This window comes from Cytobacillus sp. QJM3NY_8, assembly GCF_056173585.1.
In genome coordinates this window covers 2,928,477-2,952,459 of the sequence record NZ_CM149681.1, presented here as the reverse complement: position 1 = coordinate 2,952,459, position 23,983 = coordinate 2,928,477, and the positions used below count along the sequence as shown (strand labels likewise).

Genomic DNA, 23,983 nt, shown 5'->3' with positions numbered 1-23,983 from the left:
GAGAATGATATTTGATTTAATATCAGGAACTATCGGTTTTAATAAATGAACTAATATTTTTATGGGAGAAAGCGGTAAATTTCGTTTTTAAATCTTTTAGACCTTTATCATTCGATGAAAGCTAAATCTTTTCCCATTTCCATTCCAGGGAACTTAAGTGCCTGAACATGCTGTTATCATTTTCATTACGAATGAAAGTTACTTCTTTTCTAATGGGAACTGAAAAAGAAAGGTAGACCAACATTCCATCATTTATCTAGCAAGTTGGCAATGCAACAAATGGCCGCTGGATCATATGAACCTAACCAAACCCGTAATCAATTATAAATTCCATCTGCAGACTACTCTTTCTCAGGACCTGCTGAGCAATCAGAGAATATTGGTAATAGAGCATTTTGAAATAAGAAATGCTCTATTTTAATTTGTTTGATTCAATGAGTAGGTTACATTTCAATAAAAATATAATAAAAAACACTAATTATTTATTGCAAAACGATAAATATTGTATTAAAATCAAACTGAAAATAAGAAGAGAGGTGTTTTTTATGGAAAAAGTAACAACATTGTTCTTAAAAATAGCCGTTTTTCTATTAGGAGTCCCAATTTTAGTTCTATGTATTTTTTTGGTGCCTGAGCTGGGGAAAGTTGCAGGTGAAATGCTGCCGAAGTTTGCTTTCCTTAAATATTGGGTTTACATCGTGTTTTATGCTTCGACGATTCCTTTTTACTTTGCGCTGTATCAGGCTTTCAAACTTTTGCGCTATATTGACGAAAATAAGGCTTTCTCAGATTTATCTGTCACAGCTTTAAAGAAAATTAAATATTGTGCCATCACCATCGCCGGATTACATGTGCTGGTACTGCCGATTTTCTATATTTTTGCAGAAATAGACGATGCCCCGGGTGTCATCTTCGTTGGCTTGCTGGTTCCTTTTGCTTCAATGGTTATAGCAGTCTTTGCGGCTGTTCTGCAAAAGCTTTTGCAAGAGGCAATTGATATAAAATCAGAAAATGATTTAACGGTCTGAGGTGAGAACATGGCTATTATTATAAATGTTGATGTGATGCTGGCAAAAAGGAAAATGAGTGTAACAGAACTCTCAGAAAGGGTAGGAATCACAATGGCAAACCTCTCTATTTTGAAAAATGGAAAGGCGAAGGCGATAAGGTTTTCAACTCTGGAGGCCATTTGTAAAGCTTTGGACTGCCAGCCTGGAGATATCCTGGAATACCGCAATGATGAGGAAGATTAATGATACAGGTGGGGGATTAAAGATGCATTTGACTATTCGGAAAGAGGAGCCACGTTCGATTCGGTCACTGAAACAGCTCTTTCGTTTTGGCTGGGAGCAGGCATTGTCCTGCTTATTTCCTGTTGTTATTTTTGCTTCTTTAGCTTTAACCAAATTCCTGCCGATGCCCATTCTGCCGAGATATGACTGGCTGCTGATCATTTGTCTCCTGATGCAGTGGTTCATGGTGCGGTCGGGGCTTGAAACGAAGGATGAATTGAAGGTTATCACTTTGTTCCATATTATTGGCCTTGCACTTGAACTATTTAAGGTCCATATGGGCTCATGGGCTTATCCGGAGGATGGTTATACCAAAGTGTTTGGAGTTCCTTTATACAGCGGTTTCATGTATGCCAGTGTAGCAAGTTATCTCTGCCAGGCGTGGAGAAGGCTGAAGGTTGACTTGATTAAGTGGCCGCCATTCCTGGCAGTAGTACCTCTTGCTGCTGCGATTTATTTGAATTTTTTCACTCACCATTATTGGATTGATATCCGATGGTGGCTGTCTGGAATGGTTCTGATTGTTTTTTGGAGATCCTGGGTCAGTTACGAGGTAGGAGGAATCCAATACCGTATGCCGCTTGCACTTTCTTTTGTGCTTATCGGATTCTTCATATGGATAGCGGAAAATATCGCAACATTCTTTGGGGCCTGGGAATACCCCAATCAGGCCGATGCATGGAGCCTCGTTCATTTGGGGAAGGTGAGTTCATGGCTTTTATTAGTGATCGTCAGCTTTCTTATAGTGGCGACGTTAAAGCAGGTTAAGGGAAAAAATTCCACAGGGGAAGCTGCTGATCACACTTTAAAACGGTTCTGACAATGTGTTTTTTTAGGGTTGTATGTATTTGGCTGGCATCCCGATGTGTATTTATAGATAATCAAATAAATATAAATAAATAGCTGCAATAATAACCGAAAGAAATAATGCACGAAGTTTATGGACAAAGTGTAAATGAATCATTGGAAACATAATGATTACAAATAAAAATGACCACCAAATATTCCATCCATTATGGTAGGATATAAAACTAAATCGGTTTGCCAGCCATTCAGCCGCCCAAAATAAGACAATCCATTTTGCATAATAGAAAATTTGCTTTTTTAGGCTGCTGGGGATATTAGATAAGAACATAAATCCAATTAAAGGGTTAATTAGGATGTTATGCAATAGATGAACACCCATCAGATTTAAAAGGCCTTTTTCAAGTTCCCATAAGTGAAAATGGCTGTGTGATATAAATTCATAAATGAAGGATGCTACGGAAATGTATAGCATGGAAGGATAATATCGTTCCCAATTGTGCCAGTCACCTTTAAAATAAGCAAAGATAATGACCAGGATAACAAGGATGCAGTGCATAAGTTCACCTCATTTTTCTCATATTAGTATTGACGATATCCGAAATTAAATACCAATAAATGTAAAATGAGGAAATTATCCTAAAAAGACTTTTTGTAAATTAAGTTAAGATCTGAAGTTTATCATTCAAGGGATTTTCATCTTAGTAACTATAGAACAAGCTGCAAATTAGCAGCTTGTTTTTTCATGCAAAGGGATTGGTTTTGTTTAACTATGGAATATATTACTTCATGAAAAGATAGATTTTTTTGTTAATCTTTTTGGAATAATAAACCTACTAAAACATGGTGGGGGGTTCATTTGTGGAATACGGGAATAAGAAGGTAAATATTGAACTGACTTGCACAGAAATTGGAGGCCTTTGGGGGGTTTATTTACAAGAAAGCATGGGTTCCTGTTTTCTCCAGTATTTTTTACACCACCTTCAAGATGAGGAAATCATTCCATTAGCAAAAGAGTCATTGCAAATTTCGCAAGGAAGAATAGATAAGATCAAAAAAATTTTTCTCTCAGAAAATTTTCCGGTACCGGCTGCCTTTTCCGAAGGGGATGTCAATTTGTCAGCCCCTCCATTATTCAATGATGTGTTCACCTTAAGCTATATTTATATGATGAATCGATTGGGAATGATTAACTTCAGCTATACTGCTTCAAATAATGTTCGGCTGGATGTACTGGATTTTTTTACAGAGTGTATACATACCTCTACAGAAATGTTTGGCAAAGCAGTCAAGAAAATGCTGGGTAAGGGTATTTATGATCGCCCGCCAAAAATGAACTATCCCAAAGAAATTGAATTTGTTCAAAAGGATTCATTTCTGTCGGGAATTATAGGTGCAAAACGTCCCTTGAATGCAATAGAATTATCGGAAATATTTTTTAACATCGAGCGGAATTATTTTTCAGTTCTCATCATGCTTGCGTTTGCTCAAGTAGTAAAAGACAAAGAACGGAAAAAACATATTTTGAAAGGAAAAACGCTCAGCGAAAAACAGATATCCTTTTTCAATAACTTATTAATGGAAGAAGAGCTTCTTGGAACCGTGACCGTCGGAATGGAAGTAACAGAATCCATGGTGGCACCTTTTTCAGACAAACTTATTTTTTCAATGATCAATGTTTTAAATTCCGTAGACATTAGCTTAATTTCACATGCCATGTCAGTGTCCATGAGAACTGATCTAACATCTCAATACAGTAAAATTATTGCAGAAGTCATGCTTTATGCAAAGGATACCTTTGATATCGTGGTAAAGGAAAAATGGCTGGAACAGCCTCCGCTTGTAACTAATAGAAAGATGCTGATACATAAAAAGCAATAATGTATAAGCAATAGAAATAAGTATGAATCATTTATTTTACTGCAGCCTTAAAAGGCTGCAGCAGTGTTTTCAAAGCTATTCAGTGTTATCGGATGTATTTCCTCTTTTCACTAAATACATTGCAGTAATCCACGAAGTGACTGGAATGACCATCGTAACACCAATTCCTGCACAGAAGATCGTAATCATCTCACCGCTGAAAATCTTTGAATTGATAATTTCACCTGGTGAATAGGATAGGTCTTTAAACCATATCAGAAGTGCTAAATATCCGCCAAAGAAGGCGAAAAATAATGTGTTGGTGCTTGTTCCGAGAATATCCTTACCGATGCTGATGCCAGCTTGGAACAAGTCTTTTCTGCTAATGTCCGGATGATGATAATGAATTTCCCTCATTGGCGAAGAGATGGCCATGGCAGCATCTGTTATGGCGCCGATTGTACTCATGATGATGACAGATGCAGCCACTTTAACAAAATCAACCCCAATATAAAGGGAAAATATGCTCAATTCTTCTATTTCCTCTTCACCAAATCCCTGAATATTTGCCTTATCTGCAATGATGACAATGAACACAATGAGAACTACTGTAGTAATGATCGAAGACAGAAATGCGGTTATCGTTTTAATGTTCACTTCATTTATAAAAAATAGATTGATACAGCCAATTAGTGCACATGCGAATAATGTAACGATAATTGGATTGATGTTTGGATCGTTCATAAAGAAGAGGACGAAAATAATCACACCGAAGTTGAGGAAGATCGCAAAAAATGATCTTGCTCCTTTTTTTCCGCCGATAAGGGTCATCAGAATAAATAATATGGCTGACAGCAATAGGATGGCGTTCATCTTTGGGCCCTCTTTCTATTAATGAAGTATATCGTCGTATACAACCCAATCGGAATCGTGATTACAATCCCAATTCCTCCGGCAAGTGCCCGGGCTAATTCCAGTGAAAGGTTCATGGATAGGCTGAATCCGAGCGGGGAGTCATTTTTTATATACAGAATAAGCATCGGAATGGAGCCGCTGATATAGGCGAAAAACAAGATATTCGTCATGGTGCCCATAATGTCTTTGCCTACTTCCATTCCAGAGCGTTTAAGAGCCTGCACTGGAATGCTGTTATTTTTTTCATACAAGCTAAACAGTGAAGATGACATGGTAATGGCTACATCCATAACCGCCCCCAACGAGCCGATAAATAAACCGGCTAAGAAAACCATCTGATAGGGCCTGGTTATAAACTGGAGCTCTTCGTATCTTAGCCCCTTCCCGCCAGTTAACCATATGACCAGATAAGTGACCAATAATGATAAGAATGTAGCCGCTAGCGTTGCAATAATCGCAGCATATGTTTTTTCGTTGAAGCCATTTACGAGCAGAAGGGAGGTAACGGTAAATAAAATGACTGCCACACTGCAGATCAGCAGCAGGCTTATTTCCGGATTTTTCAGATATACATCCAATGCATAGGAAAGCAGCACGGCATTAACTGCCAGGCTGATTATGGAAAAGAGACCTTGTTTTTTTCCGACAAAGAGCAGTATCAGGATAAAGATCCATCCTGTCAAGAGTATGTAATGGTCGCGCTTCAGATCTAGGATATCTCCGCTTAGTTCTGCAGCACCTGCTTTTTTTTCCTTTATGGACACAAATAACTTTTGTCCTGTCTGAATTTCATAATCGTATGCTTTGGATTTAGAAAACTGATTTGATAAGTGGATTTGCTGCCCTTTTTCTTCGCCATTCGTTATTTCTGCCACTATCTGCTGTTCATAAATGCGGTCTTCATTATTGTAAATATCCGTTACTTCTTCAGCTTGATGAGTTTTAACCGCTTTAACTTCAGCGATGGTTCGTTCATAGAATGAGTCATTGTTTTGAACAAATAGAACGGAGGCAGCAATGCAAAATGCCAATATGATATATAAATAGAATTTTTTGAGTGGGATGTTTTTCAAAATTAACCTCCAGAGGAAATAAAGACAAATTTTAGTATAAATGAGCGGTTTTCCCGCTGAAAATCCATAATGATGCCATGCAGCTGCCTGCTTCAACGAAAATAGAATAACAGTAATTTTTTCAGATAGTCAAGCTTATCAAAGTGTGTGTGCAATGTCTAATTGTTTTGGTCTGTAAGCATCAATGGCTGCAGATAAGGTCAAAGAGAAATGCCTGCCAGGTTTAACACTTGGCAGGCATTTTTAATTACAAAATTATGAGGAATATCAAGGGATCACTGGTCAGTGAGATCCATAGATCGAACAATTTAACTAATATGAGAACTGCAAAGGATGTGATTTTAACATGATGACAGGTAAAAACGCGAACAGTTGAAGGGTTTGCAGAAAGACACGAAAAATTGTTTCATCTACAACTTGCATCGTGCTTATTCTATATCATGCATCAGTGCAATTCAGATTTTAAATAATCCACATGCTCTCTTTGCTTATCTAATATTTGATGAACAAGACTCATGCTTTTTTCATCCAGCTTATCCCGGACTAACTTCTCCGTCATTTAAATTCCGTAAAGATTTTCTCCTTTAATGGCATGCTTTAAGATATCCTTTTCACCTTGTGGGTGATCGAATATCTGACTGATGAATTGTTCAATTTTGCCAATAACTCCTTCGCTGGTAGCCGGTGTTCCGTGCAGCTCCTGAATTCGTTCTGATAGCAGCTCTGCATGATGCTTTAGATCCTTTTGGATCATAATGAATCTAGAGCGAAGCGGGGAAGCGTCATCAAGGTTTTTAATAAATTCTTCATAAGAATGTATTCCCATATATTGACCCTGCAGTAACTTATTTAAGGGTTTTGTAACTTTCTGTTCTTCCATCAAAATCAATCCCTTTTATTTTATAGGCTCAGCTGATTGTAGTTTAAACGGAAAAAAATAGTTTCATGCAACTTTTGGAAACCCGAGCTTTTATGGAGATTGGTAACAATGCATAAGCAACTATTCAAGATTTAAACCAGACTTCAGCATAAACCCTAATAATCCAGGGCAAATTATCCTCGTAATCAACATCTCTTCCTGCAGTCATCGAGTTTCGTTGCCTTCAGTAAATGTAACAGCGTGGATTCTCCGTGCTGTTAAAAGGCTAGCTGATCTTAAATAAGTGAAAATACTAAAAAGTGGTTGAGTCAAACAATAATACACTACCTAAACCATGGCTTTAAGAGGCTTATCTTCAAGCTGATATTACTCAATTGGAGGTACATAATGACTACTATAATCGAAACAATAAAAGATTATTTACAGGTAAATTTAGATAATGAACCAAAAAGCCCTCTTCACGTAGGGGAAGTCATGAGCTGCTGGCTTTACCTCACAATCATGGATGAAGCAAGTGTATATATTCAGACAGGCTTGAATACGACAACAGATGATGATGTGGTCAAAATCCTGAAAGAAAGCTTGAAGCAATGTGATGTTCAAGGACAGAGATTTAAAGACTTTATGAAAAAAGAAGGGATCCATTTGCCTCCAACGAGTGAAGAACGACCGGATTCAGAGCCTAATTCAGTTCCTTTGGGAACTAAACTGACGGATGATGAAATTATGAACGGCTTAAGCATTAAAACTGTGGCTGCCATTGTTCATTGTTCGACAGCAGCCGCTCAGTCTATAAGAAATGATGTAAGTTCGCTGTTTACCCACTGCATGCTGGAGAAAATGAAATTTGGTGCCTCATTAAAGGATTTAATGAGGAAAAGAAGCTGGATTAAGGTTCCTCCTTACTATTATCCGCCAGGGTCTCCTAGGAACTGATATATGAGCATCCCATAAATAAAAGGACTGCGATTTTTTTTATTATTTGATGGTAATTTCGGTTCATCCTGAAAACAATGCCATCACTAAAATGGTGTGTTTAAAGGATTGCACAGGAAAAACCGGAATGAAGGGGGTTTTACCTTTCGTCCTTGCATACTCCGGTATTTTCTGCGTTCTGTATCGGTGGAAATTATAACTATACCTGAGCGTTAACAAAGGTCTGAAACATCAAAATGAATAGAAGCATTGAGACAAAGCACCATTGAATTCTCTTTAAGTCATATCAGAATTTGATTTACTGACCTGCAGCGTCAATGAATATTTGGATCAAGTCATATTTCTCGCATTCATTTATGGATTCAAACTTCAAAAAAAATCATCCATAAAGGATGACAGAGTATGACTGCTGAGCCATGTGTTAATTCTTTTTCTTCAAATTGCAGCTTTCAGTTTGCTGGTTCTCTTGTTTCTGCCTTTCTGCGTCCTTCTTGAATGCCTCCATTGCTTTATAGAAAAGCAAAGTCACCTCTATCACCTCCATATAAAATGTATCCCCCCTGTATCATTAGATAAAACGTTAAATGAAGAATTTATTATATGAAAAAAACATTGACCAATATGGTCATTTTTTGTTATGTTAAAAATGACCACTTTGGTCATTTTGGTGAAAGGAGTGGAATATAATTAATACTACTTTTTACAGCTTGAAAAGCGAAAAACAGGAACGAATCATCAATGCAGCCATGAAGGAATTTGTAAAGAGCGGCTTTGAGAAGGCATCTACAAATGAAATAGTAAAGGATGCACAAATAAGCAAAGGCTCATTGTTCAACTATTTCAGCAATAAAAAGGATTTGTATTTCTTTTTGATTCAGAATGCAATAAACATCATTGAACAAATCTATGTTGAAATAGATATGAATGAAAGGGACATTTTTGAAAGAATCAGCCAGGTAGGGTTCATTAAATTAAACATTCAAAAGAAGTATCCCCTAGTATTTGATTTCTTAAAATCCCTGCTTGAAGAAGATGCTCAGGAAGTAAAATCTGATATAAATCAACTGCTGGCAAACATTCAAAAAGATGGCATGAAAAGAATCTACGAAAACATCGACTGGTCAAAGCTACGGGAGGATATAGAACCTGAACAGGCGATAAATATCCTTAATTGGACAATGACTGGTTTCGCGGAGCTGCAAATCACGAAAATCAAGTCATTTGAGGATATCGGTATCGAGCTGATTAACGAATGGGACAGTTATAAGGAAATTCTAAAGCGCTGTTTTTATAAAAATGGGGAGGAATGACCATGAGCCTTTTAAAAGTAACCAACCTAACAAAAAAATTCGGCAAGTTTACGGCACTGAATGGGGTAAATCTCGAGTTAAATGCAGGTGAGATACTGGGGTTCATCGGCCCAAATGGGGCAGGAAAATCCACCACCATTCGGGTTTTATTGGGGATACTAAAGGCAACAGGCGGAGAAGTAAAGCTTTTTAACAAGGACGCCTGGCAGGATGCTGTCGACATTCATAAGAGGGTGGCATATGTGCCTGGTGACGTGAATCTTTGGCCGAACTTAACAGGGGGAGAGGTCATTGATTTATTTATAAAATTAAATGGCACTGCGAATAAGGCGAAACGTGAGGAGTTAATAGAGAAATTTGATTTGGATCCATCCAAAAAGTGCAGAACCTACTCTAAAGGAAACAGGCAAAAAGTTGCTCTGGTTGCGGCCTTTTCCTCTGATGCAGACCTGTTCATTCTGGATGAGCCGACATCAGGCCTGGATCCATTGATGGAAAAGGTTTTTCAGGAATGTGTGATGGAAGTTAAGAGACAAGGAAAGAGTGTTCTCCTGTCCAGCCATATTTTATCAGAGGTAGAAAAGCTGTGCGACCGGGTAAGCATTATCCGTCAAGGCAGGATTATTGAGTCGGGAACCTTAAATGAGCTTCGCCACCTTACACGGACACAAGTCCTCGTTGACACAAGCATGCCGATTACAGGATTACTTGATATGCCAGGCATTCATGACATTCAGGAAAGTGAACATGGGATGTCGTTTCAGGTTGATACGATGCAAATGGATGCAGTCATCAGGCATATAAGTCAATTTGGCATCATCAGGCTGGAAAGTGCCCCGCCAACATTAGAGGATTTATTTATGCGTCATTATGAAGGGGAAAAGGATACAGGAGGTGTCCGCTGATGGCAGGCAATCATTTAGCAAAAACCGCTTTCCTTTCAAAATTTATATTCAGGCTGGACCGTTTGCGTATCCCAATATGGGTGCTGGCACTAACCTTTTTTACGATAATCGTTCCAGCAGCCTTTAAGGGATTATACAATTCTCAGCAGGAAAGGGATGCTATGGCACAAACAATGGCCAACCCGGCGATGACTGCCATGACTGGCCCCGCGGATTTAAGCAACTATACGATTGGTGTCATGACAGCCCATCAAATGCTTTTAATGACAGCTGCTGTGACCGGTTTAATGAGCATCCTGCTGGTTGCCCGGCATACCAGGGCTGATGAAGAGGATGGGCGGCTGGAATTGCTCCGTTCGCTGCCTGTAGGGCGTCTATCCTATTTAAATGCATCATTGCTTGTAGTATCGGCAGCTTGCATCGGATTGGCTTTGATTAATGGATTCGGCCTTTATGCCCTGGGAATTGAAAGCATGAATCTGGAAGGGTCATTGCTTTATGGTGCTGCATTAGGGGCGGCGGGTCTATTTTTCGCAGGTGTAACAGCTGTATTTGCTCAGGCTTCAGATAGTTCACGGGGAACAATCGGCTATTCGATAGCCGTGCTTCTTATTTCTTATCTTTTTAGGGCAATCACAGATATCAGCAATGAATCATTATCCTGGCTTTCGCCGCTTGCATGGGTAACCAAAGCAGAAGTCTATGATTCTAATAATTGGTGGCCTATTGTCTTAATGATTGCTGCCGCCATGGTTCTTTTTGCCATCGCGAATTATTTGAACGCTATTCGGGATCTTGATCGCGGATTTTTGCCATCCAGGCCGGGAAAAAAATATGCATCCCTTTTTTTGCAGAGTCCAATCGGCCTTGCGTTAAGGTTGCAGCGGACCGGAATCATTTCATGGGCAATAGGCATGTTTGTGCTGGGGGCTTCTTACGGTTCAGTATTAGGGGATCTGGAATCATTTTTCTCAGATAATGAAGCCATGAAGCAGCTCCTTAAGCCAACAGAGGGGGTAACATTAGTAGAACAATTCATTCCAATGCTGATGATTGTCATCTCACTGATGGCAACTATTCCTCCAGTGATGGCCATGAATAAACTTCGAGGTGAAGAGAAAAAGGAACGAATTGTTCATCTTTTGAGCAGAGCCGTTTCACGGACAAAACTGTTAGGGAGTTATTTCGTTATATCTGTCATTAATGGATTTTTCATGATATCGCTGGCAGCACTCGGATTATGGTCTGCCGGGACTGCTGTGGTTGAAGGCGGTTTATCCTTTGGAATGATCTTTGGGGCAGCATTATCTTATTATCCAGCAATGCTGGTCATGATTAGCCTGGCCGTCTTTCTGATTGGATTTCTGCCAAAATTCACGGGTTTTATTTGGCTATATGTTTTATATTCATTTATTGTGCTGTATTTAGGAGGTTTATTTCAATTCTCTGACTGGATCGGCAGTATTTCTCCTTTTGGCCATGTTCCGCAGGCACCGATTGAGGAATTCTCAATTATTCCGCTGCTTCTATTGTGTTTAATTGCTGGGGGACTGGCGTTAGCGGGGTTTATAGGGTTTAATAAGAGGGATATCGAGCAATAAAAATTAAGAAACGCAATCTATATGGGGATTGCGTTTTTTATTCATACTAATAACAGTCCAAAGGGTAATCTGAAGTTACATGTGTTGCAATATCAAAATTTTTGTGATTAAATAACAATATTCAAATCGTAATAATTACGATTTTCATCAGAAAGGAGTGACATACCTTGGCAAAAAAATCTAAGATAGCAAAGGAAATCAAACGGCAGGAGCTTGTATTAAAGTATGCAGAATTACGAAAGGAACTAAAAGAAAAAGGGGATTATGAGGCTCTAAGGAAACTGCCAAGAGACTCATCACCGACACGGCTGAAAAACCGCTGCCAGGTTACGGGCAGACCGCGGGGATATCTTCGCAAATTTAAAATGTCCCGAATTGCTTTCCGGGAATATGCGCACAAAGGGCAAGTTCCGGGAGTAAAGAAATCCAGCTGGTAAAATAAAATGCGGAGGTAATGAAAATGAAGGTAAATATTCATCGGAATATCATAAAGTAGTATTCATGGATATGAACAGCGGCTTTAAATTTTTGACAGGATCAACAAAGACTGCAAATGAAACAATCGAGTGGGAAGATGAAAACACATACCCATTGATTAAAGTTGAAGTAAGCTCAGATACACATCCGTTTTATACTGGAGTTCAGAAGTTCACGGATCGCGGCGGACGTGCTGAACGATTTATGAAGAGATATAACATGAAGAGCAAGTAAATTGTTTCTCCACTTGGCGAGATGAGGTGAAAGATATGAATTCACATCTTATGGAAATGGTCTCAAGAGAGATTGTAAAGTCACTACCTCCTGAGCAAAAAGAGATTTATGAATTTGTCGTTGGTCTGGAAGAAGAGCTGGCTCAAAAGGCTTCGACTTCTGAAGAATTTATGGCTCTTCTTGTGAAGCATTCAGCTCATAGGCAGGCGGCAGCACATTTTAACCTTTCATTTGGACAGCTGATGATGACCATGCATGAAATTGAAGACAAAATTAACAGGCAGCTTGAAAATAAATTGCAACATGTCACATGAGTCGAATTAACAGACAGTATCCGGGCAAGAAAGAAAAGAAATAAAGTTAAATATTTTTATTTCTCCTTAAACGAAAGTAAGTCGTAAAAAAATTTATTCTTTAAATCGTAATGATTTCGTATTAAAACCTGCATCAGGAGGCTCATATGGTCTATGATTGGATCGTTGTAGGAGGCGGCATTCAGGGCAGTACCATTGCAGCCTTCTTAGTAAAAAATAATAAGGTATCAACTGATAAGCTGCGCATTATTGATCCACATGTAAGGCCATTATTTAAGTGGACTACAAGTACGGATCGGATTGGCATGAAGTTTCTGCGCTCACCTTTTGTACATCACCTTGATGTCGATCCATTCAGCTTAAGAAGCTACGCAGCAAAGCACCAATGGAAGAAAAGTGAGTTCTATGGGGTCTATAAAAGACCATCCCTGGAAATGTTTAATGAGCACAGTCAGACTCTTCTCCATGATCTTGGATTAGGGGCCAGCTGGCATCAGGGATATGTAAATGGTCTCGATAGGGAGGACAATTATTGGATTGTAAATACAGCCGGAGAAGAACGTCTAAAGGCAAAAAGAGTCGTACTCGCATTAAGCATAAACGATCAGCTGCATGTACCCGAATGGGCAGATTCTATTAAGCAAGAATGGCATGGGATGTTTCACATCTTTGATGATTCTGCAGATTTTTCAAAATTGAGGATGCCTGTTGCTGTCATTGGAGGAGGCATTACAGCCGCCCATACAGTCATCAAGCTTTCGGCACTCTATTCAGGTCAAGTCACTTTAATAAAAAGGCATCCCTTTAAGGTTTGTGATTTTGACAGTGATCCGGGCTGGCTGGGACCTAAATATCAAAAAAGCTACCAGCGAATCACCGATTATTCCGAACGCAGAGAAGTTATTAAAAAGGCAAGAAACCGGGGATCGCTGCCCTCAGAGTTATTTCACAAGCTTAGGAAGCTTGAAAATGAACAAACGATCAAGGTGGCAGACGGAGAGGTTACTTCCGTGAAGCAAGGAGAAAACAAGGAACTGATTCTTTCAGTGGACACACAGGAAGTCAAGGTGCAGTCAATTGTTTTTGCAACCGGGTTCAGGCCATCCAGGCCTGGCGGAAGATGGCTTGAGAAAGCCATTGAAACGTTTGGCCTTCCATGTGCAAAATGCGGATACCCGATTGTGAGTCAATCCCTTGAATGGTGCCGGCATCTATATGTAACAGGGCCTCTTGCAGAACTGGAGATTGGGCCGATTGCCCGAAATATTTCAGGCGCGCGTCAGGCGGCTGAAAGAATTGTTCAAAGCATTTAAGAAGTTAATAGGAGGAAATTAATATGAGAGAAAAGATTACATTAGCTTGTACAGAGTCAGGGGACAGGAATTACATTACAACAAAAAATAAGCGGAACCATCCTGGCCGGATCGAATTAATGAAATATTCTCCCCGTTTAAAGAAGCATACATTGCACCGTGAAACGAAGTAACGGTCAAATGTAATACTTTAAGGACTATTTGTCAGCATAATAGCTGCAGAAAGTCTAAAGGTTTAAGGCTTGTAGGCACCTTTAAAAAACGAATTGTAAATCTTTATTAAATGGGATAATTGATTTTCAAAGCGCTAAAAGTAAAAATTGAGCTAACATATTGAAATAGAATAATAAAAACCCGCCCGCACATACTAAAACTACGATTTGTTAAGTTTTGGAGGAGTGCACGGTGGGTTTTTTTAAATCAAAATTAAAAAGGTTTAATAGGGACAATAAACAAAAGAAGAATGAAAATAGTGAGCATGAATTGCGGATTGATGAACTCCTTCATCGCTGTAAAGAATCAACAGATTTTGTTTCCTATAGATATTCAGAATCCAGCCCATTTTATATTCATTATTACCAGACAATTGTAGAAATTAATATTTTGCATCAATATGTCTTGCCTTATATCAATGAAAATAAGAGCAATACCCTTTTTGATCTTCAGCAGGCTATTCCCATTGATAATACTGAAATTATAGATAATGTTCATGAAATAAGGGATAAATTGCTGACAGGCTGTATTGTTATTGAAGTAAAAGGTTCACTGCAGGAGGCTCTGGTTATTTCTGCTGTATCGCTTGAGAAGAGACCCGTCAGTATGCCTGAAGTAGAGTACAGTGTTGTGGGGCCTAAGGAAGCTTTTGTCGAATCAATTGATGCCAATATCAATCTGGTCAGGAAGAGGCTGCCTATTCCTGATCTCATCGTGGAAGAAGTAAAGATTGGAAGCCTGACAAAAACTAGGGTGGCTGTTCTTTATATTAAAGGAGTTACTGACGAAGAAAATTTGAATACGATCCTGCAGCGCCTGAATGATATTCAATTTGATCAAATTGTGGACAGCTCTTTTATTAACCAGATCATATCTGATAATCATAAGTCTCCCTTTCCTCAATTAATTGATACGGAAAGGCCGGACCGGGTAGCGAGTGTGCTCTCTGAAGGGAAAATAACGATTCTTGTTGATGGCTCACCGCATGCATTAACAGGTCCTACAACTCTGGTAGAGTTTTTTTCTGCATTTGAAGATTACTATCTATCCTGGCATATTGCCTCCATTTTTCGGCTGGTCCGCTTGTTTGCGGTATTCTTTTCCGTTTTGTCGACATCTCTTTATGTTGCCGTGCTCACGTATCATTACGAAATGATTCCGGAAAACCTGCTTAATCCGCTCATAGCTTCAAGAAGCGGCATCCCGTTCCCGCCGATATTGGAAGCGATTATTCTGGAATTGACCATTGAGCTATTGCGTGAGGCTGGGGCAAGGCTGCCGACAAAAATCGGTCAGACGATTGGTATCGTAGGCGGTATTGTAATCGGGACTGCTGCTGTACAGGCTGGTCTGACCAGTAATGTGCTGCTGATCATCGTGGCGCTTGCAGCCCTGGCTTCTTTTACAACGCCTGTCTATCAAATGGGCAATACTATCCGCTTAATCCGCTTTCCTTTCTTAATCACTGCCCAGTTATGGGGACTTCTGGGAGTTACCTTTTGTTTCTCATACATTTTGAGCCATTTACTTAAAATGTCTTCTCTGGGACGCCCATATCTTGCACCCGTCTATCCATTACGGCTGGCTGACTTAAGGGATTCACTCTTCCGCCTCCCGTTTTTCATGCAAACGAAGCGGCCATTGCAGGTCAGATCTCCTGTACGAACTCGTTTTCAGCCCAAAAAGCACGAGAAATCCAAAACAGATATAGAAGATTAATTGGTGTAAATATGTTCCGATAAAGGAGGCTAGTTGATGTTTCCATTGCCTAAAGAGGATAAAATGGTATCGCCCTATTTTGTATTTTATTTAATACATGCTATGCAAATAGGCGTTGGTATCCTAGGTTTCGAAAGAGTTATTGTCCAGTCGGCCGGCTATAGTTCCTGGATCGCAATCTTAACATCCGGCGCCTCCATTATTGGATTGATATGGGTTTCCTATCGCATCTTAAACAAGGGAAACAACGACATCGTAGCCATACATGCTGATATTATGGGAAAATGGATCGGCGGTTTTTTCAGCTTTCTATTTTCCTTATACTTCTTTGCTTTTGCATTGGTTGTACTTAGATCATATGTGGAAGTGCTCCAGGTATGGGTATTTCCCGAAGTCTCCGAATGGATATTCGTACTCATTATCATTTTTTTATCCTATTCCTATGTCACAGGAGGTTTTCGGGTTGTAACAGGGGTAAGTTATTTAGGGATTTTATACGGGTTGCCATTATTATTGGTGAAGTTTTATCCTTTACAGTATGCCGATTATGGTAATCTTCTGCCAATCCTGAATGCCTCTCCTGCACAATTATTTAAAGCTTCAAAAGAAATGACCCTTAATTTTCTCGGGTTTGAGACCTTATTTATGTTTTATCCTTTTATAAAAGATGGTCCGAAATCTGAAAAGTGGGCATACTTCGGCGTGCTATTCAGCATATTTATTTATCTGCTGACTGCTTTTGTTACGTTTGTATACTTCAACCAGGAACAGTTGAAAGGCACCATTTGGGCTACACTCACACTATGGAAAATCGTGGACTTAATCATTGTGGAGAGGTTCGAATACATAGGAATTTCCGTATGGTTTTTTACCATTCTGCCGAATATCTGCATCGGCCTCTGGTGTGCCAGCCGGGGGTTGAATCGGCTGTTTCCTGTCACTCAAAGAAATGCCTTAAGGATTTTTTGCCTATTGCTGTTTTTCATCAGCATTCTTCTAACGGATAGACAGCAAATTGATGTGCTGCAGAAAGCTGTTTCCCAAATGGGTTTATATACTATCTACTTTTACTTACCATGCTTGCTGGTCTTACAATATATCATCATGAAGGTGAAAAAAGGATGAATGCTAAAAACTATTTATGCTGTTCCTTGATTACAATCCTCCTTGCAGGCTGTACTCCAAGTCCAAAGGTATTGGAGGATATCCAATTAGTGCAGACCATTGGCTATGATTATGTTAATGGTGAGGAATTTGAAGGAACAGCAGGCTCTTCCAATATACCTCCAGGTGAACAGTCATTACCGGTGAATGACGTTTTTTCTGCAACAGGGAAGACAAGTAAACGGATCAGGCAAAAGATTCAGGCGGAAGCTGCAAGGCCCATAGTCGTTGGCAGGGTGGGATTAGTCATTTTCAATAAGGAGCTCGCAGAGCATGGGATTGAAAAACAAATAGACAGTCTGCAGAGAAACCCCAGTATTGGCCGGAAATTGCTGCTTGTAGTATCGAAAGAGAAGGCGAAAGACATTATTGATTCAAATTACTCGCAAAGTGATTCTGTATCACAGTATTTAATCGATGTGGTGGAACAGAATCTTGAGGCGACTATTCCTGAGATAAATTTACACCGTTTTCTTGTTCACTATTACAGCAAAGATGCCGACCCATTTTTACCTTTAATTGAGAAACAGGGTAAGCATTTGAAAGTAAGCGGAATGGGAATTTTTAAAGAAGATAAGCTAGTTGATACAATCAGCTTTGGTGATGCCTATATCTTTAAAATCCTTTATGAAAAATTCCGGAGGGGACAATTTGAAGTAGAACTTAGCGGGGGAGAAGATGTAAGTCTCGAAAACCTGTCATCAAAACCTAAAATAAGGGTGGACAAGAGGAATGGGAAATATATAGCCACTTTTAAGGTGAAAGTAAACGGCAGAGCGATGGAAGGGGTTGATTTAGATCTTACAGACAAGAAAACGATTGAGAGAATTGAAAAAGCAGTGGAAAAAGAAATAACTGAGAGAGCAGAGAAAATGATCAAGAGGTTTCAGGAACTGGATACAGATCCCCTTGGCATCGGGGAAAAGGCAAGGCAGCGCTCTGATTTTAATCGTAAGGAATGGAAAGAGCAGTATAGTCAAATGGAAATAAAGATTGAAGCAAAAGTGAATGCTGTTCAATCGGGGATTATAGAATAATCATGTATATAAAAAGAGAAATTGGCATCCGATATAAGGGTGTCATTTTTAATTAAAAAATTTTCAGAATTATTATTGTTTTACAAAGAAATATATGATAGTTTAGTTAAAACGAAGTTCAGACTTCATAAATTTAAAAAATTCAGCTTAAACTTCATAATATTAAGGTGAGTCTAAATGGTATTAAAAGAAGTGATCGAAAAAGAGTTTAATAACCTCTCCAAAGGGCAGCAGAAGGCCGCTAAGTATTTACTGGATCACCCTAAGGATTTTGCTGTGAAGTCAGCGGGTGAGATTGGCAAGAGAATCGGGGTAAGCGAAACGACAGTCATCCGATTCTGCTATTCGATTCAGCTTTCCGGCTATTCGGAGCTGCAGAAGATGGTAAGGGAACAGCTATTGAAGGCGAATAGCACACTTGGTCAGTATTTTACCAGCAAGGTGGAACTGGCAGAAAAGCCGGAGTTCCTTGCGAGTGTGATGGAAAAGGATTGTCTCCATATCAGAGAAACGATTCAGAATATAAGTCAGGACGATTTTGATGTTTTAGTGGAGCGTTTGATCAAAACAAAAAAAATATATGTTACAGGTCTGCGGTCTTCCTTTGCGGCAGCAAGCTGGCTTTCTTTTACCCTTGGGGTGGTAAGGGGAAATGCGAAGCTGATCCGGCCGGATACGGATGATCTGCTGCTGACGATCACTGAAATGGATAAAGAAGCGACGTTTATTGCGATTTCATTCGACCGCTACATGAAAGATACGATTAAAATGGCGGAACTGGCGAAAAAGCAGGGAGCATTTGTAATTGGCATCACGGATTCAGCAATCGCACCGATTAAAGAGCATGCCGACTTGCTTTTTCATATCCATTCATCGGAAAAATCGACGATTGATGCTGCGCCAGCACTCTTTTCCTTTCTGAATGCGGTGATTGCGGGTGTGTCGATTCAAGATGGTGACCGATTTCAAAAAAGGAAAGAGCAATATGAAAAGCTGGATAGTGAACATTTTTTTATTCAGCCGGGAGGGAAGTTGGATTGAAGGAAATTATTGAACAGATTAAACCTGCATTGGATATGGTTTTTAATCATTTGCACGAAAACCCGGAAGTAAGCTGGAGGGAATATAAAACCACAGAGTACTTGCGGAAATTCCTGGAAAGCCGGGGTTTTCAGGTTCAGCTGTTTGGGGATTGCCCTGGTTTGGTTGTTGAAGTGGGGGAAGGGAGTCCATGCGTCGCGCTGAGAGCGGATATGGACGCACTTTGGCAGGAAGTGGACGGCAAGTTTCAGGCCAATCATTCGTGCGGACATGATGCCCACATGACAATGGGGGTTGGGGCCATGCTGCTGCTTCAAAAGGCTGGCTTCCCCAAAAAAGGCAAACTGAAATTCATCTTCCAGCCGGCTGAAGAAAAGGGCACTGGTGCCTTGAAAATGATTGAGCATGGCGTGCTGGATGATGTGGATTACCTGTACGGTGTACATCTGAGGCCAATCCAGGAAATAAGAGATGGAGAAGCGTCTGCAGCCATTTACCATGGCGCTGCAAGGTTTCTGACCGGGGAAATTATCGGGGAAGATGCCCATGGAGCCCGCCCGCACCTTGGGCAGAATGCCATCGAGATCGGTGCTTCTTTCATTCATGAAATTAAAAATATTCATTTGGATCCGATGGTTCCGCATACGGCCAAGATGACCAAATTCCATGCCGGCAGTGACTCAGGCAATATCATTCCGGGAAAAGCGTCCTTCAGCCTGGATCTGAGGGCACAAACAAATGAAATCATTACTGCACTGGGAGAAAAAATAGAAACGATCACTGAGTATTTATCCAAGCTGTATGGAGTCAAGATCAGCCTTGAGATGAAAGCGAATGTGGCAGCAGCTGAAGTAGATGAAGAAGCTCAGAAGTATCTGGAGATGGCAATAGTTGATGTCCTGGGAGCTGGCCAATTAAGGGAACCAATCGTGACTTCGGGCGGGGAAGACTTCCATTTTTATACTCTCAAGAAGCCGAATATAAAGGCCACGATGCTTGGATTGGGCTGTGATTTAAAGCCGGGGCTGCATCATCCGGACATGACGTTCAATCGGGAAGCGATTTACTCGGGAATGGAAATACTGGCCAAAGCCGTAATGGCCACTTTGGAAAAGGAGGAGTGAAGATGGCTGCTGTGACAATGGATTTACGGGTATTAAAGACAGCATCCGATATGGATCTTATACAAAGGCTGGAGAAGACAATCTGGAATATGGATCCCCTTCCGGTTCATCAAACCATCACAGCTGCCCAGAACGGAGGGCTGCTGCTCGGGGCATTTATAGAGGATAACCTTGTGGGATTCAGCTACGGATTTCCAGGTTTCCACAAGGGAAAAGGCTATTTATGCTCCCATATGCTGGGCATTCACCCTGACCACCAGGATAAGGGACTGGGGGCATTATTGAAGCAGAAGCAAAAAGAACTGGCTTCAGGTATGGGCTATGACCTGATCACCTGGACTTTTGATCCGCTGGAAAGCCGGAATGCTTACTTGAATCTTTCCAAGCTGAATGCGGTTTGCTCCACTTATGCGGAGAATTGCTACGGAGATATGGATGATAGCCTGAATCATGGGCTGCCGACAGACCGTTTAAAGGCAGAATGGTGGATTACCAGTTCACATGTGGAGGAGCCAGTAGGCATTGAAACAGCGGACGCACAGAATCCCTACGATTGGGGAGTATCAGAGGACGACTTTCCTGTTTTATTAAATACTGAATGGGATGCTGCGGAAGGTCCAGTGCTTGTTCCGATTCCGGCAAACTTCCAGATGATTAAAAATAAGAATTTCGAGCTTGCGATCGATTGGCGCTTTAAAACAAGAAGGATTTTTCAGGAGTTATTTTCTAAGGGGTACGCTTTGGCAGGATTTCAAAAAGGGCTGGAAGGCCCTGTGCATTACTATGTATTAGTTCAGAGGAATCAGCTTAAACTCAACTAACAGGAAAAGGCGGGAATGAATATGAAAGTGACAGAAGTCGTATTGCGGCATATGAAAATGAGAATGAAAGCTCCATTTACAACAAGCTTCGGCACGTTTCAGGATAAGGAATTTCTCTTGCTGGAAGCCAAGGATGAAAATGGTGTGAGCGGCTGGGGAGAATCTGTTGCCTTTCATTCACCATGGTATAACGAAGAAACGCTGAAAACGAACTGGCATATGCTTGAAGATTTCATCATTCCGAATCTATTAAACAAAGAAATGCAGCATCCGGATGAAGTTTCGGAAACTCTCTCCTACATACGGAAAAACAATATGGCGAAATCAGCATTCGAAGGGGCGGTTTGGGAGTTATATGCCAAGCAAAAGGGAATTCCGCTTGCAAAGGCTCTTGGCGGTACAGCGAATGAGATCGAGGTGGGCATTAGCATCGGGATTCAGGATAGTATTGATGAACTGCTGAACCTCATTGATGAATATGTAAAGGAAGGCTATAAGCGCATCAAAGTCAAAATCAAGCCAGGCTGGGATGTTGAAGTCATGAGGGAAGTGAGAAAGCATTTCCCGGATGTAGCGCTTATGGCTGATGCAAACTCAGCATACACCCTTGAAGATATCAATCTTTTAAAGCAGCTGGATGAATTTGATTTAATGATGATCGAGCAGCCGCTGGCATCAGATGATATTATGGATCATGCCGTTCTGCAGAGAGAACTCATAACGCCTGTCTGCCTCGATGAAAGCATCCATTCCTATGAAGATGCGCGCAAGGCGATTGAGCTGGGAAGCTGCAAAATTATTAATATCAAAATCGGCCGGGTCGGCGGGCTGACAGAATCGAAGAAAATTCATGATCTCTGCCAGGAACGGGGCATTCCAGTATGGTGCGGAGGCATGCTGGAATCCGGGATCGGCAGAGCACACAATATTGCCTTAACCACACTTTCCAATTTTATCATGCCAGGGGACACAGCCGCATCATCCCGCTATTGGGAGAAGGATCTGATTGACCCTGAAGTAACTGTCGAAGATGGAATGATCAAGGTTCCAGGAAAACCTGGCCTTGGATATGAGCCAAGTTATGAAACCATTAAACAGTTTACTGTTTTTGAAAAGAGCTTTTCTTAAGGGAGAGAGAATTCTCTCTTTCTCTTTTAAGAGGAGTTGTCGAAAAATTCAAAAATCTAAAAGGGGGATCAGAATGAAAAAGAGTATTCAGATTGCCGGTGCTTTTATCGGGGTCATAGTCGGAGCGGGTTTTGCTTCAGGCCAGGAAATTTTGCAGTTTTTTACCAGCTTTGGCTGGATGGGGATAGGCGGTGCCATTCTGGCGACCATTTTCTTTGCTTTTCTGGGGATGAACTTAACACAGCTTGGAAGCCGTCTGCAGACAGATTCCCATAAAGATGTCATTTACCATATTTGCGGCAGGTATTTAGGGATAGCCGTCGATTTCATTATTACCTTCTTCCTTTTCGGTGTGGCCGCTGTCATGCTTGCCGGATCGGGATCCATTTTTGAAGAGCAGTTCGGAATCCCGAGCATGGCCGGCAATGTCATTATGGCTATATTAACGATCCTGACCGTTTGTCTGAATATCCAAAAAGTGATTTCCATTATCAGCCTGGTTACACCATTTCTCTTAGTAATGGTGATTGTCATTGGCGGTTATGCCCTAAGCACGATGGGGATTAATTTCTCTGAAGTACAGAAACTGGCAGAAAGCCAAACCCCAGCCGCTTCCAACTGGTTTATGGGCGGACTATTATATGTTTCATACAATATTGCGGCCGGTGCTGCAATGCTTGCTGTCATGGGCGGAACCACTAAAGATGAAAAGCAGGCAGGAATGGGGGGCATCCTTGGCGGTGCAGGTTTGGGAATTCTTATCTTAATAATCAATGCAGCCATGCTTGTCAAAATGGATGTTGTGGATGGCTCTGACATGCCGATTCTTGCTCTTGCCAATGAAATTTCACCTGTATTTGGATTATTGATGTTCGTTGTATTGCTGGGCATGATTTACAATACCGCTGTTGGTATGCTGTATGCCTTCACGGCCAGGATCGTGAAAAGGGAAAATCCTAAATTTAATCTTTTTGCTGTATTATTTGGTGCGGCAGCGTTTGGAGCCAGTTTTGCAGGCTTTATTACGCTGGTGGGAACGGTTTATCCTTTGATGGGATATTTAGGGTTTACGCTTATTGCGGCTATTGTGTTTGCCTGGCTGAGGGGGAAACGGAAGGCTGTTGTGAGTATGGATAAGGAAGTTGCTTTAAAACAGTAGAAACTTTGCTGATACTTTAGAAAGCTCAGTTCTCCTGAGCTTTCTATACCTTCTCAAATTTACCTCATAATGGTATTGCGGCTCTTGACACTGAACTGGTGGAATCCATCTTAATAAAGATTATATTCTCCATTTTCCGGGCCGCTTCCAGCGGAAGGAAAAGTAACACCCATCGTACGCAATGCTGCTTTTGCTTGAGATAGATAATTTTCTGCCTGGTTCTGCCATCTGATGATCAGGCTAATAAACGCCTTATATTCAGGACCTGCATTTTCCTCCATCGTATTTAGCCCTTCACGCACCTTTTTATCCTCATTTTCCGCATTTACGATGCAGGCCGCCAATGTAGCGATTATCGATTGCCGCTGCTCTCCATTCACAAGTCTGCGGGCACAGCCGACAGTGGTCACGCGGTGATACGAAGCCGGAACCAGATGCTTGTGCATTTCTGCATTTCCTTTTAAATCTTTGGTCTCAGGAATATGAAAAAGCTCAGAACTCATGGAACAAACCATTTCTTCAGCATATAAACTTTGCTGCAGCAGTGTTAAAATATCTCCCCAGCTTGTTGTCCGATAATATGGATAATAATAAGGATTCAATCGAACCATCTCCTTTTATGGATATAGGAACCCCATTATTATAGATATGTTTGTTAAGCGG

General features: G+C 40.7%; 26 protein-coding genes and 1 pseudogene. 21 read left to right on the top strand and 6 right to left on the bottom strand.

The window, feature by feature from the left end; genetic code table 11:
• Positions 1 to 545 precede the first annotated feature (545 nt).
• The 3 genes from AC0VZ9_RS15335 to AC0VZ9_RS15325 are packed head-to-tail and all read left to right on the top strand — an operon-like array spanning position 546 to position 2,112.
• On the top strand, positions 546 to 1,028 hold the full coding sequence (locus AC0VZ9_RS15335) for a DUF2975 domain-containing protein (RefSeq protein WP_009334154.1): 483 nt from the start codon (positions 546 to 548) through the stop codon (positions 1,026 to 1,028).
• 9 nt (positions 1,029 to 1,037) lie between these two features.
• On the top strand, positions 1,038 to 1,253 hold the full coding sequence (locus AC0VZ9_RS15330) for a helix-turn-helix domain-containing protein (RefSeq protein WP_217026730.1): 216 nt from the start codon (positions 1,038 to 1,040) through the stop codon (positions 1,251 to 1,253).
• 58 nt (positions 1,254 to 1,311) lie between these two features.
• Positions 1,312 to 2,112 carry a DUF817 domain-containing protein gene (locus AC0VZ9_RS15325; protein ID WP_251174689.1) on the top strand — a complete coding sequence of 267 codons (801 nt, stop codon included), beginning with the start codon at positions 1,312 to 1,314 and terminating at the stop codon, positions 2,110 to 2,112.
• A 51-nt stretch (positions 2,113 to 2,163) separates the two neighbouring features.
• Here the strand turns inward: AC0VZ9_RS15325 and AC0VZ9_RS15320 are convergent, their stop codons facing one another.
• Entirely contained in the window at positions 2,164 to 2,655 is a 492-nt protein-coding gene (locus AC0VZ9_RS15320; RefSeq protein ID WP_252244962.1) for a CBO0543 family protein, read from the bottom strand.
• Positions 2,656 to 2,957: 302 nt separating this feature from the next.
• On the opposite strand from AC0VZ9_RS15320, the gene AC0VZ9_RS15315 reads away from it, so the two are divergent.
• Positions 2,958 to 3,977 carry a DUF3231 family protein gene (locus AC0VZ9_RS15315; protein ID WP_252244961.1) on the top strand — a complete coding sequence of 340 codons (1,020 nt, stop codon included), beginning with the start codon at positions 2,958 to 2,960 and terminating at the stop codon, positions 3,975 to 3,977.
• Between the two features lie 75 nt (positions 3,978 to 4,052).
• Here the strand turns inward: AC0VZ9_RS15315 and AC0VZ9_RS15310 are convergent, their stop codons facing one another.
• The 3 genes from AC0VZ9_RS15310 to AC0VZ9_RS15300 all read right to left on the bottom strand — a co-directional run bounded on the left by AC0VZ9_RS15310 (position 4,053) and on the right by AC0VZ9_RS15300 (position 6,824).
• A complete protein-coding gene (locus tag AC0VZ9_RS15310; protein ID WP_448896991.1) occupies positions 4,053 to 4,829 on the bottom strand; it encodes a YibE/F family protein in 777 nt (258 codons plus the stop codon).
• Positions 4,826 to 5,944, bottom strand: a complete 1,119-nt coding sequence (locus tag AC0VZ9_RS15305) for a YibE/F family protein (RefSeq protein ID WP_448896990.1) — start codon at positions 5,942 to 5,944, stop codon at positions 4,826 to 4,828. Before AC0VZ9_RS15305 ends, AC0VZ9_RS15310 begins: the two co-directional genes overlap by 4 nt.
• Positions 5,945 to 6,503: 559 nt before the next feature.
• Positions 6,504 to 6,824 carry a DUF2383 domain-containing protein gene (locus tag AC0VZ9_RS15300; RefSeq protein WP_284521910.1) on the bottom strand — a complete coding sequence of 107 codons (321 nt, stop codon included), beginning with the start codon at positions 6,822 to 6,824 and terminating at the stop codon, positions 6,504 to 6,506.
• 387 nt (positions 6,825 to 7,211) lie between these two features.
• On the opposite strand from AC0VZ9_RS15300, the gene AC0VZ9_RS15295 reads away from it, so the two are divergent.
• Positions 7,212 to 7,760, top strand: coding sequence for a DUF3231 family protein (locus tag AC0VZ9_RS15295; RefSeq protein WP_009334163.1), 549 nt, complete (start codon positions 7,212 to 7,214; stop codon positions 7,758 to 7,760).
• A 421-nt stretch (positions 7,761 to 8,181) separates the two neighbouring features.
• Here the strand turns inward: AC0VZ9_RS15295 and AC0VZ9_RS15290 are convergent, their stop codons facing one another.
• A complete protein-coding gene (locus tag AC0VZ9_RS15290) occupies positions 8,182 to 8,304 on the bottom strand; it encodes a hypothetical protein (RefSeq protein ID WP_284521911.1) in 123 nt (40 codons plus the stop codon).
• A gap of 163 nt (positions 8,305 to 8,467) precedes the next feature.
• Here AC0VZ9_RS15290 and AC0VZ9_RS15285 point away from each other — a divergent pair, with 163 nt between their 5' ends.
• The 16 genes and pseudogenes from AC0VZ9_RS15285 to AC0VZ9_RS15210 all read left to right on the top strand — a co-directional run bounded on the left by AC0VZ9_RS15285 (position 8,468) and on the right by AC0VZ9_RS15210 (position 23,320).
• Positions 8,468 to 9,070 carry a TetR/AcrR family transcriptional regulator gene (locus tag AC0VZ9_RS15285; RefSeq protein WP_019383404.1) on the top strand — a complete coding sequence of 201 codons (603 nt, stop codon included), beginning with the start codon at positions 8,468 to 8,470 and terminating at the stop codon, positions 9,068 to 9,070.
• 2 nt (positions 9,071 to 9,072) lie between these two features.
• On the top strand, positions 9,073 to 9,975 hold the full coding sequence (locus tag AC0VZ9_RS15280) for an ABC transporter ATP-binding protein (RefSeq protein ID WP_009334165.1): 903 nt from the start codon (positions 9,073 to 9,075) through the stop codon (positions 9,973 to 9,975).
• Positions 9,975 to 11,576: an ABC transporter permease gene (locus AC0VZ9_RS15275; RefSeq protein WP_009334166.1), complete on the top strand. Its 1,602-nt coding sequence runs from the start codon at positions 9,975 to 9,977 to the stop codon at positions 11,574 to 11,576. Before AC0VZ9_RS15280 ends, AC0VZ9_RS15275 begins: the two co-directional genes overlap by 1 nt.
• A gap of 167 nt (positions 11,577 to 11,743) precedes the next feature.
• Positions 11,744 to 12,013 (top strand): 30S ribosomal protein S14, encoded by a 270-nt coding sequence (rpsN, locus tag AC0VZ9_RS15270; protein ID WP_019383405.1) that lies wholly within the window; start codon positions 11,744 to 11,746, stop codon positions 12,011 to 12,013.
• A gap of 23 nt (positions 12,014 to 12,036) precedes the next feature.
• A pseudogene (locus AC0VZ9_RS15265) lies at positions 12,037 to 12,287 on the top strand (type B 50S ribosomal protein L31).
• A 35-nt stretch (positions 12,288 to 12,322) separates the two neighbouring features.
• Positions 12,323 to 12,601 (top strand): hypothetical protein, encoded by a 279-nt coding sequence (locus AC0VZ9_RS15260; RefSeq protein ID WP_475396402.1) that lies wholly within the window; start codon positions 12,323 to 12,325, stop codon positions 12,599 to 12,601.
• Positions 12,602 to 12,747: 146 nt separating this feature from the next.
• On the top strand, positions 12,748 to 13,914 hold the full coding sequence (locus AC0VZ9_RS15255) for an FAD/NAD(P)-binding protein (RefSeq protein ID WP_192908703.1): 1,167 nt from the start codon (positions 12,748 to 12,750) through the stop codon (positions 13,912 to 13,914).
• A 23-nt stretch (positions 13,915 to 13,937) separates the two neighbouring features.
• Positions 13,938 to 14,087: a 50S ribosomal protein L33 gene (gene rpmG, locus AC0VZ9_RS15250; RefSeq protein ID WP_192908702.1), complete on the top strand. Its 150-nt coding sequence runs from the start codon at positions 13,938 to 13,940 to the stop codon at positions 14,085 to 14,087.
• A 232-nt stretch (positions 14,088 to 14,319) separates the two neighbouring features.
• Complete coding sequence (locus AC0VZ9_RS15245) at positions 14,320 to 15,846, top strand: spore germination protein (protein ID WP_475396401.1); 1,527 nt, start codon at positions 14,320 to 14,322, stop codon at positions 15,844 to 15,846.
• 36 nt (positions 15,847 to 15,882) lie between these two features.
• Complete coding sequence (locus AC0VZ9_RS15240) at positions 15,883 to 16,971, top strand: GerAB/ArcD/ProY family transporter (RefSeq protein WP_009334173.1); 1,089 nt, start codon at positions 15,883 to 15,885, stop codon at positions 16,969 to 16,971.
• The gene (locus AC0VZ9_RS15235; RefSeq protein WP_192908701.1) at positions 16,968 to 18,047 is read left to right on the top strand and encodes a Ger(x)C family spore germination protein; all 1,080 of its coding nucleotides are present in this window, start codon (positions 16,968 to 16,970) and stop codon (positions 18,045 to 18,047) included. The genes AC0VZ9_RS15240 and AC0VZ9_RS15235 overlap by 4 nt, the downstream gene beginning before the upstream one ends.
• Before the next feature lie 177 nt (positions 18,048 to 18,224).
• Positions 18,225 to 19,088 carry a MurR/RpiR family transcriptional regulator gene (locus tag AC0VZ9_RS15230; protein WP_475396400.1) on the top strand — a complete coding sequence of 288 codons (864 nt, stop codon included), beginning with the start codon at positions 18,225 to 18,227 and terminating at the stop codon, positions 19,086 to 19,088.
• Positions 19,085 to 20,212, top strand: coding sequence for a M20 peptidase aminoacylase family protein (locus AC0VZ9_RS15225; protein ID WP_071158311.1), 1,128 nt, complete (start codon positions 19,085 to 19,087; stop codon positions 20,210 to 20,212). Before AC0VZ9_RS15230 ends, AC0VZ9_RS15225 begins: the two co-directional genes overlap by 4 nt.
• A 2-nt stretch (positions 20,213 to 20,214) precedes the next feature.
• A complete protein-coding gene (locus AC0VZ9_RS15220) occupies positions 20,215 to 21,033 on the top strand; it encodes a GNAT family N-acetyltransferase (protein ID WP_475396399.1) in 819 nt (272 codons plus the stop codon).
• A 21-nt stretch (positions 21,034 to 21,054) separates the two neighbouring features.
• Positions 21,055 to 22,161: an o-succinylbenzoate synthase gene (menC, locus tag AC0VZ9_RS15215; RefSeq protein WP_475396398.1), complete on the top strand. Its 1,107-nt coding sequence runs from the start codon at positions 21,055 to 21,057 to the stop codon at positions 22,159 to 22,161.
• 73 nt (positions 22,162 to 22,234) lie between these two features.
• The gene (locus AC0VZ9_RS15210) at positions 22,235 to 23,320 is read left to right on the top strand and encodes a YkvI family membrane protein (protein ID WP_475396397.1); all 1,086 of its coding nucleotides are present in this window, start codon (positions 22,235 to 22,237) and stop codon (positions 23,318 to 23,320) included.
• Between the two features lie 110 nt (positions 23,321 to 23,430).
• Here AC0VZ9_RS15210 and AC0VZ9_RS15205 read toward each other — a convergent pair whose 3' ends face one another.
• Entirely contained in the window at positions 23,431 to 23,931 is a 501-nt protein-coding gene (locus AC0VZ9_RS15205; RefSeq protein ID WP_033196634.1) for a hypothetical protein, read from the bottom strand.
• Positions 23,932 to 23,983 lie beyond the last annotated feature (52 nt).

Coding starts and splice junctions, on each gene's coding strand:
- AC0VZ9_RS15335 (WP_009334154.1), top strand. CDS start 546: ATGGAAAAAGTAACAACATTGTTCTTAAAAATAGCCGTTTTTCTATTA.
- AC0VZ9_RS15330 (WP_217026730.1), top strand. CDS start 1,038: ATGGCTATTATTATAAATGTTGATGTGATGCTGGCAAAAAGGAAAATG.
- AC0VZ9_RS15320 (WP_252244962.1), bottom strand. CDS start 2,655: ATGCACTGCATCCTTGTTATCCTGGTCATTATCTTTGCTTATTTTAAA.
- AC0VZ9_RS15310 (WP_448896991.1), bottom strand. CDS start 4,829: ATGAACGCCATCCTATTGCTGTCAGCCATATTATTTATTCTGATGACC.
- AC0VZ9_RS15300 (WP_284521910.1), bottom strand. CDS start 6,824: ATGGAAGAACAGAAAGTTACAAAACCCTTAAATAAGTTACTGCAGGGT.
- AC0VZ9_RS15295 (WP_009334163.1), top strand. CDS start 7,212: ATGACTACTATAATCGAAACAATAAAAGATTATTTACAGGTAAATTTA.
- AC0VZ9_RS15290 (WP_284521911.1), bottom strand. CDS start 8,304: ATGGAGGTGATAGAGGTGACTTTGCTTTTCTATAAAGCAATGGAGGCA.
- AC0VZ9_RS15280 (WP_009334165.1), top strand. CDS start 9,073: ATGAGCCTTTTAAAAGTAACCAACCTAACAAAAAAATTCGGCAAGTTT.
- AC0VZ9_RS15275 (WP_009334166.1), top strand. CDS start 9,975: ATGGCAGGCAATCATTTAGCAAAAACCGCTTTCCTTTCAAAATTTATA.
- AC0VZ9_RS15260 (WP_475396402.1), top strand. CDS start 12,323: ATGAATTCACATCTTATGGAAATGGTCTCAAGAGAGATTGTAAAGTCA.
- AC0VZ9_RS15255 (WP_192908703.1), top strand. CDS start 12,748: ATGGTCTATGATTGGATCGTTGTAGGAGGCGGCATTCAGGGCAGTACC.
- rpmG (WP_192908702.1), top strand. CDS start 13,938: ATGAGAGAAAAGATTACATTAGCTTGTACAGAGTCAGGGGACAGGAAT.
- AC0VZ9_RS15240 (WP_009334173.1), top strand. CDS start 15,883: ATGTTTCCATTGCCTAAAGAGGATAAAATGGTATCGCCCTATTTTGTA.
- AC0VZ9_RS15235 (WP_192908701.1), top strand. CDS start 16,968: ATGAATGCTAAAAACTATTTATGCTGTTCCTTGATTACAATCCTCCTT.
- AC0VZ9_RS15230 (WP_475396400.1), top strand. CDS start 18,225: ATGGTATTAAAAGAAGTGATCGAAAAAGAGTTTAATAACCTCTCCAAA.
- AC0VZ9_RS15220 (WP_475396399.1), top strand. CDS start 20,215: ATGGCTGCTGTGACAATGGATTTACGGGTATTAAAGACAGCATCCGAT.
- menC (WP_475396398.1), top strand. CDS start 21,055: ATGAAAGTGACAGAAGTCGTATTGCGGCATATGAAAATGAGAATGAAA.
- AC0VZ9_RS15210 (WP_475396397.1), top strand. CDS start 22,235: ATGAAAAAGAGTATTCAGATTGCCGGTGCTTTTATCGGGGTCATAGTC.
- AC0VZ9_RS15205 (WP_033196634.1), bottom strand. CDS start 23,931: ATGGTTCGATTGAATCCTTATTATTATCCATATTATCGGACAACAAGC.